This is a genomic window from Paenibacillus validus NBRC 15382 (assembly GCF_004000985.1).
GTDB classification, from domain to species: domain Bacteria; phylum Bacillota; class Bacilli; order Paenibacillales; family NBRC-103111; genus Paenibacillus_G; species Paenibacillus_G validus.
The window spans coordinates 32,745-46,023 of the sequence record NZ_BIMH01000026.1; the positions used below are offsets into that span (position 1 = coordinate 32,745).

Genomic DNA, 13,279 nt, shown 5'->3' on the forward strand with positions numbered 1-13,279 from the left:
TCCTACAGCTCCTTGCTTATATCCCAGCGGCTCATTTGCACAACCAGACTCTTATTAAGGAGAGCAGTTGTTCCGTATGAACCGGCTTCGTGATGTAATCGGAGGCCCCCGCCTGCATACATTTGTCCCGATCGTCCTTCATCGCTTTGGCCGTTAAAGCGATAATCGGCAGTCCCTCGAACCGTTCGTCGGCGCGGATGGCGCGCATCGCTTCATAACCGTCCATTTCCGGCATCATGACATCCATCAGCACCACATCGAAGTCCGGCTCCCGCTCCAGCTGAGCGAGCGCCTGCTTGCCCGTCTCCGCGAACGCAACCTGCATCTCAAGACCTTCCAGCAAATTGGATAGGGCAAACACGTTGCGAATGTCGTCGTCGACGATCAGCACTTTCTTGCCGGCGAATACCGCCTCGATGCTGTGCAGCTTCTGGAGCACCCGCTGCTTCTCTTCCGGCAGCCGCTCCTCGACGCGGTGCAGGAACAGAGCCGTCTCATCAAGCAAACGCTCCGGCGATTTAACGTCTTTAATAATGATCGACTCGGCGTATTTTTTCAGCCGCATCTGTTCTTTTTTGTCGAGCGTATGACCGGTGTACAGAATAATCGGAATGCGCCTCAGCCTTTCGTCCGCCTTGATGCGGTCGAGCAGATCGTACAGCGGCAAATCCGCCAGCCCGTAGTCGATAACCATGCAATCGAACGAATGCGTCGAGAGCAGCTGCAGCGCACCGGCTTCGTCGGAGGCGGTGGCGATGTTCACATCGTCGTGCGCGATGAGCTCGATCAATCCGCTGCGCCGCGCTTCGTCCGACTGGACGATCAGCAGGCTGCGCAGATCCCGGTTCAGGAACGTCTGGATCGACGCGAACGCTTGCTCCAGCTTTTCCTTGCCGGACGGCTTCCGCAGCCAAGCGATCGCGCCCATGGACAGCCCCTGGTGAATTTCGTCCACGACCGAGATGACATGAACCGGTATGTGGCGGGTGGCCGCGTCGCACTTCAACTGCACAAGCACCGCCCAGCCGTCGATAACCGGCAGTTGAATATCGAGCAGAATCGCGTCGGGGATATGCTTCTTCGCCAGCTGCAGACCGGTATCGCCTTGCAGCGCGACGATCGCCTTAAAGCCGCGGCTGCGCGCCATGTCGAGCAGAATCGACGCAAAGTGCGCGTCGTCCTCAATAATAAGCAGCACCCGGTCGCCCGCCGCGATCCTCTCCCGGTCGTCGGTCAGCGCGTTTGGCGCGTAATCGCCGGCCGCTACGACGGACGTGCGCAGCCCGCTATCCACGGCGGTCGACATGACCGTGTACGCTTGCAGCGCTCCCGCGCCCGCCGCATCCCCCGCTGCAGCTATCGCCGGCGCCACCTCGTCGGCGCTGCTCCGGCAGCCGGGGTCTGTCGGCACATACAGGGTGAAGCGGCTGCCGCGCCCTTCTTCACTTTCGAGCTCGATCGCGCCGCCCAGCAGCGAAGCCAGTTGCCGGCTAATCGACAGGCCGAGGCCGGTGCCGCCGTATTGGCGGCTTGTTGTGCCGTCGGCTTGCTGGAACGCTTCGAAGATCATATGCTGCTTCTCCGGCGAGATACCGATACCCGTATCTTCCACGTCGAACGCGAGCAGCGTTCTCGAGGCTTTCGTTTGCTCGGGCGATGCCGGAAGAGCGGCGTAGGTTTGCACCGGCCTTACGGTCAAGGTCACCCCGCCGCGATGCGTAAATTTGAATGCATTGGACAGCAGGTTTTTTAAAATTTGCTGCAGCCGGACGGCGTCCGTCTCGATCCGGTCGGGAATTTCGCCCTCCATCCTCACCTCGAAGGTCAAATCCTTCGTACGGGCGAGCGGAAGGAACGCCTTCTCGACGGAATCGACGATGTCGTGAATCGTCACGTGCTCCGGGTGCAGCTCCATCCGCCCGGATTCTACCTTCGCCAAATCGAGCACATCATCGATCAGCTTCAGCAGATCGCAGCCGGAAGAGTAGATGGTCTCGGCATATTCCACTTGCTTGCCCGACAAGTTCCGGTCCTTATTTTCCTTCAGCAGTTGGGAAAGGATAAGCAGACTGTTCAGCGGCGTGCGCAGCTCGTGCGACATATTGGCGAGAAACTCGGACTTGTATTTCGAAGCAAGCGCCAGCTCCAACGCCTGCTGTTCGAGCGAATCCCGCGCCAGCTCGATCTGCCAGTTCACATCCTCCGTCTCGCGGATTTGCTCTTCCAGCTCTGCCGTCTTGCGCTGCAGCGCCTCGTTGCTCAGCTCAAGCTCCCCTTGCTGCCGCTGCAGCAGCTCTTCGGACGCTTGCAGCGCTTTCGTCTGTTCTTCAAGCTTCTCGTTCGACGCCTTCAGTTCATCCTGCTGGGAAATCAGCTCCTCCGATTGGCTTTGCAGCTCGTCGGTAAGCGCCTGATGGATGCGCAGCAGCTCCTCGTTCCGCAAACGGCCCTGCAGCGCGTTCAACAGCATACCGATCACTTCGGAGACTTGTTCCATCAGCTTGAGCTCTAATTCGGAGTACGGTTTGAACGAAACAAGCTCAAACACGGCCAGCACGTTGTCCTCGTATTTTATAGGCTGCACCGTAACGGCCATGGGCTCCATCGCCCCGAACGCGGAGCGCACCGTCCCATAGTCGCCGGCATACTCGCGGATGTGAATCGCTTTGCCGTCCTTCGCCGCCTGCCCGACAAGACCTTGCCCAAGCGGCAATTCGACTGCCGCTGCCGCTTCGGGTTGAGCATGAGCATAGGCCCCGGACAGCACGAGCTTCTTCTCCTTCATGTACCCCGAGGAGGACGGCTCCACGATGTAAAAGGCACCGCCATGCGCCCCGACGGTAGTCGCCAGCCGGCTAATAAAACCTTCAGCCAGCTCCTCGACCTTGCCGCTTTCCTGCAGCGAATAGTAAATGTTGCCGACCTGTGTCTGCAGCCATAACAGGTCCTCGTTCATTCGGTTCAGCTCGCGTTCGTTCACCGCCGCTTTCTCCAAATCGTCAGCCAAGCGGTTGAACATGCGGCCAATTTGGCCGAATTCGTCGGACGTAGTGACCGGTACCCGGTAAGTCGCCTCTCCCCATTGGACACCGGCAAAGTTGGAGATCATCCCGGTCAGCGTGCCGATTCCTCGAGTCAAGCTGCGCACGATGGCATACATAATCCCGAAGCCGAGCAGCAGCCCGACAATGGTGAGCGATCCCGTCCATTTGAACGACTCCTGATTATCGGCATGCACCGTCTCAATGGCCTTATCCATGGCTTCTTCTTGAAACTTGCTCATGCCCGTCATCGACTCGATAAAGATATCCTGCAGCTCAAGGCCGCTGGCGGTCCGGAGCTTGTTCGCTTCGTCTTCCTTGCCCTGCTGGTGCAAGATGATGACTTGATTGACGTAGTCCAAATAAGCGGTTCCGTATTTAAGCATATCCTCGACGATGGCGCGTTCCTGATTTTCGTCAAAAATCGCATCCGCCTTCTCCATCCCGCTGCGAAGGGATCCGCTCAACGTGCGCATCTGCTCCAGGTGTTTCTTGTCGCTGGACGGGTCGTCGATGAGCAGCAGATTGACGGTCGCTTTGGAGAGCTCCGCCGCCTCATTGCGCATTTGCGTGCTGATCTTCAGTTTTTTATAGCGGTTATTGTACACTTCCTTGATGCTTTCGTCGGTGCTTGACAGTCGGCTGATTCCGAGACCGGCCAAGGTGAACATAATCACGAGCAGGATGCTGAATCCCAGAAACAGCTTGGTTTTAATTTTCATGCCTGATGACCCTTTCCCCATCTTCATCGTCGTAAGCGGTTGACCCCTGCGTTCATGATGCGCTGATCATCACCATGCAAATATCGTCTTTGCGCGACTCCAGCACATCCGCCGGCAGTACCTCCCGCATCACCTCTTCGGCATTGCGGCCCTCTCCCATACTGGCTTGTATGCGCTCCATGAGCAGGTCGGCTTCGCTCGCCTCTTCCGGATAATCGTCCGGCAGCGGCAGCGCTTCAAGCAATCCGTCCGTATACAGCACAATGCGAATCGGCTGCTCATAAGCGTACGTGCTTTTGGTAATGTCCATCTGATCGAAAAAACCGACGGCGCAGCTCCCTTGATCGAGCGCCATCGGACGTTTGCCTTCCTCGAATAAAAACCCGGGCGGATGGCCCGCATTCACATATTCGATCGTCTGCCGTTCCGTATCGATCAATAAATAAATCGCCGTAAAATAATAACTCACGTCTGCGCTCTTCTGATTCAATTGGTTCATATACCGATTCAACTCGGCCACCACGAACTCCGGCGACACGAACCGTGTAATCGTATCCTGCATAACGGAGGAAATGAACATGCACACGAGCGAGGACGAGATGCCATGCCCCATCATATCCAAAATGATGACCCCGTGGCGATGTTCGTCAATGCGGTACCAGGCGTATAAGTCGCCGGCCAGCTCGAACGAAGGGTAATACACCGCCCCGATGGACAGCCGCTCTTTCTGTAAAGGGGGGCTGAGCACGCTGCTCTGTACTTGCCGGGCAAGGTCCAGCTCGCTGCGGATTTTGGCTTCGTTCTCGATATGCCAGTCTTTCTCGTATTTAAGCCGCAGCGCTACGCGGATGCGGGCAATCAGCTCGATTTTGTTGACCGGCTTCATCACGTAATCGATGGCGCCTGCTTCCAGCGCCTCGGCCAGCTTATTTGAATCGCCGAGCGCCGTAACGATAATGACCGGAATGTCCTTCAACCGGTCGTCCTGCTGAATGCGGCGGCACGCCTCAATGCCGTCGACCTCCGGCATCATCATGTCCATCAGAATCAAATCGACGGGAATTTTCCCTTCCGTGTGGGCGGCTAATCGATCCAGCAATTCAACCGCCGACGACGCTTTCCAGAACGAGTGATAACCCGCGCTTTGTAAAATTTTCTCAATGACGATAATGTTAACCGGATTATCATCCACAATGGCTATATTCATGCTTGATTCGCCCCTCATTTCTAATCGCCAAGCGGTTCAAATCCGCTTCCAAACATACCCTGAATTATACCTTAATTACCATTATAGCGAACTTTATAAGTATATGTAACCTTGTCAAGGGGCGATTGAAACAAGAGAAAGGCTGATTCAACGCGGAAAATAAAGGTTAATAAGGGACAAGCCGGTCGGTTAGCAGCCGGCTGCACAACAGCCATCCATGCATGGAACAAGGAAGTCCGGGCGCTTGGCAGCAAAAAAAACATTTTCGGGAGGGACCATCCATGAGAACGATGATCAAGCTGGTTGACCATGTGGAGCAAGCCATTCGAGCGATTCGTGAATTCCGGGAACAAGGCCATCCGTTAAGTGAAATTTACGTGCTGGCTCACGATAGCGAACGAACTGAGGAGCTTAGTAAGCTGACCGATACGAATACGATCGGTTTGATAGAGGAAGGCATGGCGACCGCTTTCGCCAACCTGTTCCGATCGCGCGGAGAGCAGCTGCGGTCAAAGATGGAGTCGCTCGGCATCTCCGCCGGGGAAGCGGAGCGGTATGAAGCCGAGCTGGATCAAGGCCGCGTCCTTGTTCTCGTCTGGCACGACGAGAACAAGGAGCGCGAGGAGGCCGAGCGCCGGCGTAAGCGTCCCGAGGACGCTTACGTGCCGCCGATCGGCGGGGTGTACTGATCGCCGCGGAAGCGCGGTAAGCGGCGGCGGCCGGGTGCTCCGCCGCGCCATGCGAACAGCCCGAAGACGGGACTCGAAAGCGAGTCCGTCTTCGGGCTGTTGCGCGCTGGCGTGGGCGCAGCCGCAGGCCCGCCGCGCACGGGTGCCGGCGCGGCTATTCGACCGGCGGAGACGGCACCGCCGGTTCGTTGTCGCCGCCGAGGCGGCGCGCGGCCGTCTCGCGGGGGCCCGTTGCAGGTACGTGCCGCCCCGCTTTCGCGAGCCCCATCACAGGCATGTGATGGTACACGCATTCGTACCGGCCCTCCGGGACGAGGTAGCTCTCGTGGTAAATGCCGACGGAGCGGCTGGCCGCGACCTTTTGGTTAAACATGCGCCAGGCGTCAAGATGAAGCGCGCCCTGCCGCGCATACTGCTCCAGCTGCTCGAACGACCGCCAATACTGCACGATCATCGGTCCCCGCAGCGTTATGAAATATTCCGCGTGCAGGAAGCCGAGCTCCGGATGCGTGTACAGCTCCTTCAGCATCGGCGGCATCGCCTTAATAATCGGTAGCCAATCGCGAACCGCCCACAGCTTATTCACCCGAACCCCGATAATGAACACCACGAACGAACCTTCGATTTGGGCCGTATAACGACCGGGCACTACAGCAGCCATTACGAATGACCTCCTTCGCCTAATAACGACAAATGCCGCTCGTAATGAGCAAGCAGGTCGCGCTCTTGAAACATATGCGCCGACAAATAGGCACCGTAGAAAATCGTCACCAGCACCTTCGCAGCCTCAAGAGGCGTTACCCCCTGCCTCAATTCGCCGGCTTCCGCCGCCTCGCGGACGGATCTCTCAAACAGTGCATCCATACGGGGCTCCCGTCCCCCCAGCTCCGGATTTCCCGGAAACAGCAGCTGAACCTCGGCTTCGCTCAATTCCGGCATGCACGGATGCATTTTCAACTCGCTCAAAAACCCGATCAAAGCCAGCATCAACCCCGGCCTCTCGGCACTCGACCGCTGAATGTGGAGAAATAAATGACGGATCGCGTCGAACCCCTTCTTACCGTTCTCCTCCAGCTCGATCAGCCGCTCGGTAAGCCATACCCTCATGAAATAAATCAACAAATCTTCCTTTTGCCGAAAAAACTTGAAGAACGTCACCTTCGACACTTCCGCTTTCCGGCAAACATCCTCGACCGTCATGTCGCGAAAAGACCGTTCCCCGATCAAGCTTAAGCTCGCCTCGTAGATCGCCAGCTTGGCCCGCGCTTTCTTAAGCTCACGCAGAGAGATCTGCCGCGTATTCATGGTTTGTCCCCCCTCCACATTAAAGTTAACTTATATAAATAAATTAACTTAAGTTAATTTTAATGTCAAGGGATCAACCTATTTTCAGGCTCAAGGCTATACGCCCGTTAAAGCGCCGGTGCTGCCTGACCACGTGTCTCTTCACTCCGATACTTTAAATACCTCTTTATTAATAGGGACGATCCAAGTAAACTGGTAAGAGAAGCACTGGCGATGTCACCCTTCAATTGCTGTTCCGACTATTTCATTGAACTTTAGCCATGGTAAGATCGTCAAAAGACTTGAGGTGTCTGTTTTGGAATCGGATGTGAATTTTGAATATTTGAAGTATTTGTCCGACAGCTCCGACAAGAAGGCGATCTTACAGGAGCTGATGACCGCTTACGGTAAGGATGTATGGAATTATGCCTACAGCATCACACGCAAGTGGGATCAGGCTGATGATATTACGCAAGAAGTGTTCCTGAAAGTGTACCGGAATTTATACTCGTTTCGCTGTGAATCTTCGGTCAAGACATGGCTGCTCGCCATCACCCGCAACATGACCCTCGACTACCGCAAATCGGCTTTCCTCCGCAAAGTGACGCTTGTCGACGCGTTCACCGCCCGGGAAGAGCAGGCTACGGCTTCAACCGAGCAAGAGGTGATGTCCAAGTTGACGGTAAACGAAATGTGGGACTTGGTGTTGAAGCTTCCGGTGAAATACCGCGAGGTATTGATCTTGTTCGCCCACCATCAGTTATCGATGAAGGAGATTGCGGAGCTGCTCGGCGTGAGCGAAGGAACGGTGAAATCGAGGCTGTTTCATGCGCGGAACAAAATTTCGAGGTTGAAGGAGAGTCGTCGCATTGGATCCGATTGACAAGGAACTTAAACAGGAGTTGTCCGACGGCCCGTTTGCCCAGGACGGGTTTACGGATGCTTTGCGCAAACGAATCGAAGAACGCATCATGACCGCGGAAGCCCCTTCCTCTCCGACGGTCCGCCGAATTCGTCCCTGGCTCGCCGGTGCAGGGGCTGCGGCCGCTGCAGCCTTGCTGTTCCTTGCGGTGGAAGGCGACCGATGGTTCATGCCTCCCGCCTCAACGCTGGATTCAGCGCCTATGGCAGCTACGGCCTCGCAGGTCGTGCCGGATTTCGAGTCGACCGTCCGAACGGCGCTCCTGGTCGGTCTGCGAACCGATACGAAAACCGCCGAACCGACGGAAGAAAAGAGCGAATACCGCACGCTGTTAATCGCGCCGGATGACAGCCGTTTGAAAGTGATAAGCCAAGGCCCCGGCATCCTCATGCCGTATAAAATGGACTTCTGGCGCTTGAGAGAAGCGCGCACCGTAAACGGGGAAGGCCGCGCTTACGTCTACTGGAGCGCAGCGCTCGCCGCCTCCTCCAGATCAGCCGACCAGTCGGCCAAACAGGTCGCAGCCCTGTCTAACGCGGCCTTAACGGAAAAGCTTCTATTCGTCGGCAACCGTTACATCGCCGTGGAGCAGAAGGTCATGACCCGGGATAAGAAAGGCGATTTACGGAGTTCCCGGTTTGTATGGGTGAAAGACGTGCCGCAACTCGCGGGCGCCTCTAACCCCGATGAGCCGCCGTTACAGCAGCCGCATGTGAAGCTGAAGGACATTTTCGGCACGGCCGTCGAGCCTGCGCTCCAGCAGCTGGACCCATACCTCCCGCTTATGCCGAGCGAATTTCAGCCGAAGCATGCGTCAACCGACACCTGGGGGGAGAGCTGGACGATCGCTCGTCAACAAGGCCGCTGGATTGCGAAGGTCGCTTCCTATGAGAACGATGCGAGCGGCGACAGCCAATCCTATCGTCTGAAGGATGTGCCGATGTCGCTGCCGGCGGAAGTCGTTTCACATGATCGGTTAGTTCCCGAGTGGGGGGAAATCAAACGCATTCAACCGGCCGCCGTCGACGCCTACTCTTCGCCGAACCTCGATGTCGTCCTTGTCGTCGCGGACCGCCATTTGATCGTGTATCCTTATAAGGGCGTCCTGCTGCCGAACCCGCTCCTGACCGTCGAGCTGAAACCTCAGGAGTCGGTCATTATGGCGCATTGGGCGACCGACCCGTACATCGATCCGTGGAAGAAGAACGTCTCCGCGTTCCTTACTCAATAAACGACGTGTTCCTCAAACGTCGGCGTGTTCGGCACGATAAGCATATGCGTTTGCCCAGGAAGCAGCGAAACTTCACGGCCCTGATCGTACAAGCGAATAGGGTCGTTTTCGCGTTCCCGCTTCCACTCCACGGATTTAGCCATGCCGCGTTGGAACAAGACGGCCGTCCCCTGCCCCATTAGTTTCACGTCGCGGCGGCCTTCATTATCGAGAATGCGATGCACCGCGCCCAGGACAACGACGTTCGTCGCCGTTAACGTCTCTCCGTTATTCAAATCGCTATGCGCGCTGCCGTTAATCGAACGCTTGTAATTGCGCGCCGCTTCGTCATACTCGTAGGACACCCGGTACGACTTCACCAGGAACGTCACATCGACTTTGCGCGCCTCCTTCGCCCCGCTGCCCATCGTTTCAACCGCGCCGCTTTCCGGCTTGGCGAACGAATAAACGGGCGCCGTCGGTCCTTGATCCTTGAGACCCCGTTTACCGGCGCCGTCGCGGATATTTGTCAAATTCGTATATAAGTTGTGCGGAGCTTTCCGGGATTTCTCCCTCCAGAAGTATGGGCCCGCGTTCGTGATCTCGTCCAGGTTCTCGATTCTCTCGCGGCTGATCGTCTCGTAACCGTCCGGACTGCCTCCCGCGTGCACTTGAATCGCGCCATACGATTTACCGATACTGATGAAATAAGGACGAATGCTGCGGACAGGTCCGATGTCGCCCGTGAAAGCGCTGCTCTGAAACAGCGCGATCAACCGGGTGATTTCGCCTTCAGCGAGCACCTCGTACAGTAAATCAGCCTGCAGCAGCCCACTCTGCGGACGCGCCTGCGGCGCATTGTTGATGACTACCATAACCGGCCGGGATTCGTTCTTCTCCGCGGTCTCTACGCCGGTGAGCGGCGCCAGATACGCAGCCTTCGGTGCAGGAGCCGGAGGCTCCTCTTGCTTCAGGACAGGCTTTGCCGTCTCCGCCGCCTCCGGTACAGTTGTTGCGCCATCATCCGCATTGCAACCCGCTGCCGACAGCGCCATAGCGCAAGCAAGCAGCGCAAAGCCGCCTTTGCGCTTCCATCCCGTCTTTCGTTGCCAGGCCTTCTCCCGGTCCGCTGACCTTTTGTCCATTAAGGCTCACCTCGTTCGCTTGTCTTCTTGTAGCTTCTAGTAATCTATATTCTATCAACTTCACAAATAGAAGCGGATGAATCAAGCATTAACCGAACATCCAACAGCTTAATGACAAGGAACCGTATTGATACTGGCGGTGCAGCAGCTTCGCCTTCTTCCCTTCATGCGCCGCGCCCATGGCGATCAACAGCGGCACGAAATGCTCCGACCGAGGCACCGCCTCTTTCGCGAACGGCGCCTCCGCGTCATAACGAAACAACCGATCGATGTCCCACGTCTCGATCCGCTCCCCAAGCCACTCGTCGAATTCGAGCGCCCACGCGCTGACGTCCCCGCTGTCCCAAGCAAGCCGGTTCAGATTATGAACCGTACCGCCGCTGCCCATAATTAGCACGTCCTGCTTCCGCAAGGCGGCCAGCGCTCGGCCGATTCGGTACTGCTGCTCGGGCACGAGACCGGCATGAACCGACATCGATACAACGGGGACGTCCGCTTGCGGATACATCAGCTTCAAGACGCTCCAGGCTCCGTGATCCAGCCCGCGTCGGTCGTCAAGCTCGGCTGCCACGCCTTCCTTCTCCAGCAGTTCCCGAATTTGCAGCGCAAGCGCAATGTCGCCTTGGGCCCTATATTCGATCTCATATAAGGCGTCCGGGAAACCGAAGAAATCATGGATCGTTGTATAACGCACGGCGGAGCCGATTTGCTGCACCGCAGCTTCCCAATGTGCACTGAACAGAACGATAGCTCGCGGCTTGGGCAGCTTCTGTCCCAGCGTTTGGAGAAACCCGGTGTAGCGGAGCCGATCGGTTACAAGCGTCGGAGCCCCATGGGCAACGAACAAGGAAGGAAGCATACAGGCTGAACTCCTTTCCGGAATCGGGATCACAGACACGGCAGGCGCGTCCTTTCTCCCCCAAAATCATCTACCTACAATATTCCGTTCTTCCGCTCCCAATTCCTGCTGCATCGCGCAAATCGGGCCAAACGCCGAAGAGACCGGCAAACATCGATGCGATGTTTGCCGGTCTCTTCGGTTCATTCGATACTCTTACAGCTGGCCTTGCACCCAAGCTTCCAGCTCCGACAGCGGGCGGAAACCTACTTGCGTCCCGACTTCAACTCCGTCCTTGAACAGCTTCAGCGTCGGAATGCTCATGACGCCGTACTTCCCGGCCGTTTCCGGGTTGTCGTCCACGTTCACCTTCGCGATCGTCACCGAATCGCCAAGCTTACCGTTCAGTTCTTCCAAGACCGGCGCAATCATTTTGCACGGTCCGCACCAAGGGGCCCAGAAATCGACGAGCACGACGCCTTCCTTTACGGTTTGGCCAAAATCGCTGTCTTTCGCATTTACAATCGCCATCGTTTATCTCTCCTTTTATTAAATGAAGTTCTCTATATCAAACTGTTTATAAAATAATAACAGTTAGATCGCAAAAAAGTTACTTTTTGCTGGCTTGAACACGCACACGCTCGAGCACATCGCTAATTTTGAGCTGCTCCAAGTATGTCATCATGCGCTCTTCCGCCTCGGAAAAAATCCCATCCATCACATCGGCCATGTTGCAGGCGATCATGCAGTCCTCTTCCTCATCGCCCGAACACCAGGAAGGCTTGATCGAACCTATAGAGGTGATGCAATAAATTTCCGCCAGCGACACTTCATCCGGGTCGCACGCCAGCGTGTAACCGCCGCCGCTGCCCTCTTTGGTCACCACATAACCGGCTTTCCTCAGAAAGCTCAATACTTTGCGAACCCGAGCCGGATGGGTACCTACATTATCCGCGATATACTCGCTGGTTGCGGAGCGGTCGGAGCGATAGGCGAGCAGTACCAAGCTATGCACTGCAATCGTGAATTCGCTGTTCATGCCGCCGTCCCCCTCCTGCTTCGTATACTGTAATTATATTTATAACAGATACTATTGTCAACCCTTTGCCTGTCCCTCCTATTTTGCATGGTCGCTTCCGATGTTATACACCCCTTTGCAAGCAAAGAACCGTCACGTTTCTAAAAAGAAAGGTGACGGTTCTCATGAGTCATTATTTAATTTCGTAAATTTTGAACAATTCGTCCAGCATCAGGTTGGCCGCTTTAACGCCGCCCGCCGTATTCCAGATCGCGTCGTTCACTTTATATGCTTTGCCGTTCTTTACGGCGTTCAAGTTTTTCCAGAGCGGATCGTTAGTCCAATCCTTCTCTTGCTGATTTCCTTTGTCATCGCCGGTTTCATAAGTAAAGTAGAAGATGATATCGCCGTCAGCTTCAGGAAGACGCTCTTTTGTAATTTCTTCGACGAACGTATCTTTCGCTTTTACCGTCGTACGGGCAATGCCCATTTGATTGAAGATGATGCCCGTAAACGTATCGGACAAATAAATTCTCGTTTTGCCCGCCATAAAGCGCACAACGGACACTTTCTGCTGCAGCTTGTCGCCGGCTTTCGCCTTGAATTCCTCAGTACGTTTGTCGAAAGCGGCGATCACTTTCTCGCCTTCTTCCTTCTTGCCTACCGTTTCGGCATACAAACGGTAATTGCTCTTCCACTCGCCGCGCAGCGTTTCGGAGAACACGGTCGGAGCGATCGCTTTAAGCTGCTCGTAAATTTTTTCTTGACGCATCTTGTTCCCGATGATCAGGTCCGGCTTCAGTGAAGCGATCAGCTCGATGTTCGGCTGTCCCTCTTCACCCAGCACCGTAACGCCTTCCATGTCGGCCTTAATGTGGTCGTACCACGGGTTGCCGGTAAACGACTTAACCGCGCCGACCGGCTTAATGCCAAGCGACAACAGCGCTTCTGTTCCTTCGTTTGTCAGGATGACGACGCGTTTAGGGTTAGCCGGCACTTCCGTTTCGCCCATCGCGTGTTTCACTTTATGAGGAGCAGCAGCAGGCGTTGCCGTTTCCGTCTTCCCTCCTGCAGTATTGTTCGTTTCCGCAGGAGCAGCCGGTTTCGTGCCGCAGGCGGACAGAACGAGTCCTACCATTAGAATGACGGCAAGCAGCGTCATCGATTTGGCTTGAATAAATGTCTTCATGTTACGTGTAAACC

The 13,279-nt window shown here is 55.9% G+C and carries 12 protein-coding genes; 3 read left to right on the plus strand and 9 right to left on the minus strand.

The window, feature by feature from the left end; genetic code table 11:
• Positions 1-31: 31 nt before the first annotated feature.
• Together PVA01S_RS16780 and PVA01S_RS16785 are read right to left on the minus strand one after the other, a co-directional pair.
• Entirely contained in the window at positions 32-3,763 is a 3,732-nt protein-coding gene (locus tag PVA01S_RS16780; protein WP_127608565.1) for a response regulator, read from the minus strand.
• A gap of 52 nt (positions 3,764-3,815) precedes the next feature.
• Positions 3,816-4,970: a PP2C family protein-serine/threonine phosphatase gene (locus tag PVA01S_RS16785; RefSeq protein ID WP_127608566.1), complete on the minus strand. Its 1,155-nt coding sequence runs from the start codon at positions 4,968-4,970 to the stop codon at positions 3,816-3,818.
• Positions 4,971-5,251: 281 nt separating this feature from the next.
• Here PVA01S_RS16785 and PVA01S_RS16790 point away from each other — a divergent pair, with 281 nt between their 5' ends.
• The gene (locus PVA01S_RS16790; RefSeq protein WP_127608567.1) at positions 5,252-5,659 is read left to right on the plus strand and encodes a YflT domain-containing protein; all 408 of its coding nucleotides are present in this window, start codon (positions 5,252-5,254) and stop codon (positions 5,657-5,659) included.
• Positions 5,660-5,813: 154 nt separating this feature from the next.
• On the opposite strand, the gene PVA01S_RS16795 is transcribed toward PVA01S_RS16790, so the two are convergent.
• Both PVA01S_RS16795 and PVA01S_RS16800 read right to left on the minus strand, forming a co-directional pair.
• Positions 5,814-6,320, minus strand: coding sequence for a DUF4188 domain-containing protein (locus PVA01S_RS16795; protein WP_127608568.1), 507 nt, complete (start codon positions 6,318-6,320; stop codon positions 5,814-5,816).
• A complete protein-coding gene (locus PVA01S_RS16800; protein ID WP_127608569.1) occupies positions 6,320-6,964 on the minus strand; it encodes a TetR/AcrR family transcriptional regulator in 645 nt (214 codons plus the stop codon). The genes PVA01S_RS16795 and PVA01S_RS16800 overlap by 1 nt, the downstream gene beginning before the upstream one ends.
• Positions 6,965-7,259: 295 nt before the next feature.
• Between PVA01S_RS16800 and PVA01S_RS16805 the strand changes: the two genes are divergently transcribed.
• Positions 7,260-7,826, plus strand: a complete 567-nt coding sequence (locus tag PVA01S_RS16805; RefSeq protein WP_054798612.1) for an RNA polymerase sigma factor — start codon at positions 7,260-7,262, stop codon at positions 7,824-7,826.
• Complete coding sequence (locus PVA01S_RS16810) at positions 7,813-9,096, plus strand: hypothetical protein (RefSeq protein WP_127608570.1); 1,284 nt, start codon at positions 7,813-7,815, stop codon at positions 9,094-9,096. Before PVA01S_RS16805 ends, PVA01S_RS16810 begins: the two co-directional genes overlap by 14 nt.
• Here the strand turns inward: PVA01S_RS16810 and PVA01S_RS16815 are convergent.
• From PVA01S_RS16815 to PVA01S_RS16835, 5 genes are all read right to left on the minus strand, one after another.
• On the minus strand, positions 9,090-10,220 hold the full coding sequence (locus PVA01S_RS16815; protein WP_054800500.1) for a DUF3048 domain-containing protein: 1,131 nt from the start codon (positions 10,218-10,220) through the stop codon (positions 9,090-9,092). The two genes, PVA01S_RS16810 and PVA01S_RS16815, sit on opposite strands and share 7 nt — an antisense overlap.
• 88 nt (positions 10,221-10,308) lie before the next feature.
• Positions 10,309-11,079, minus strand: a complete 771-nt coding sequence (locus PVA01S_RS16820) for a dioxygenase family protein (protein WP_054798616.1) — start codon at positions 11,077-11,079, stop codon at positions 10,309-10,311.
• Positions 11,080-11,274: 195 nt separating this feature from the next.
• A complete protein-coding gene (gene trxA, locus PVA01S_RS16825) occupies positions 11,275-11,589 on the minus strand; it encodes a thioredoxin (RefSeq protein WP_054798617.1) in 315 nt (104 codons plus the stop codon).
• A gap of 79 nt (positions 11,590-11,668) precedes the next feature.
• A complete protein-coding gene (locus PVA01S_RS16830) occupies positions 11,669-12,097 on the minus strand; it encodes an RrF2 family transcriptional regulator (protein ID WP_054798618.1) in 429 nt (142 codons plus the stop codon).
• Between the two features lie 172 nt (positions 12,098-12,269).
• Entirely contained in the window at positions 12,270-13,265 is a 996-nt protein-coding gene (locus PVA01S_RS16835) for an ABC transporter substrate-binding protein (RefSeq protein WP_127608571.1), read from the minus strand.
• Positions 13,266-13,279: the final 14 nt, after the last annotated feature.

Coding starts and splice junctions, on each gene's coding strand:
- PVA01S_RS16785 (WP_127608566.1), bottom strand. CDS start 4,970: ATGAATATAGCCATTGTGGATGATAATCCGGTTAACATTATCGTCATT.
- PVA01S_RS16815 (WP_054800500.1), bottom strand. CDS start 10,220: ATGGACAAAAGGTCAGCGGACCGGGAGAAGGCCTGGCAACGAAAGACG.
- PVA01S_RS16835 (WP_127608571.1), bottom strand. CDS start 13,265: ATGAAGACATTTATTCAAGCCAAATCGATGACGCTGCTTGCCGTCATT.
- trxA (WP_054798617.1), bottom strand. CDS start 11,589: ATGGCGATTGTAAATGCGAAAGACAGCGATTTTGGCCAAACCGTAAAG.
- PVA01S_RS16795 (WP_127608568.1), bottom strand. CDS start 6,320: ATGGCTGCTGTAGTGCCCGGTCGTTATACGGCCCAAATCGAAGGTTCG.
- PVA01S_RS16830 (WP_054798618.1), bottom strand. CDS start 12,097: ATGAACAGCGAATTCACGATTGCAGTGCATAGCTTGGTACTGCTCGCC.
- PVA01S_RS16790 (WP_127608567.1), top strand. CDS start 5,252: ATGAGAACGATGATCAAGCTGGTTGACCATGTGGAGCAAGCCATTCGA.
- PVA01S_RS16820 (WP_054798616.1), bottom strand. CDS start 11,079: ATGCTTCCTTCCTTGTTCGTTGCCCATGGGGCTCCGACGCTTGTAACC.
- PVA01S_RS16800 (WP_127608569.1), bottom strand. CDS start 6,964: ATGAATACGCGGCAGATCTCTCTGCGTGAGCTTAAGAAAGCGCGGGCC.
- PVA01S_RS16780 (WP_127608565.1), bottom strand. CDS start 3,763: ATGAAAATTAAAACCAAGCTGTTTCTGGGATTCAGCATCCTGCTCGTG.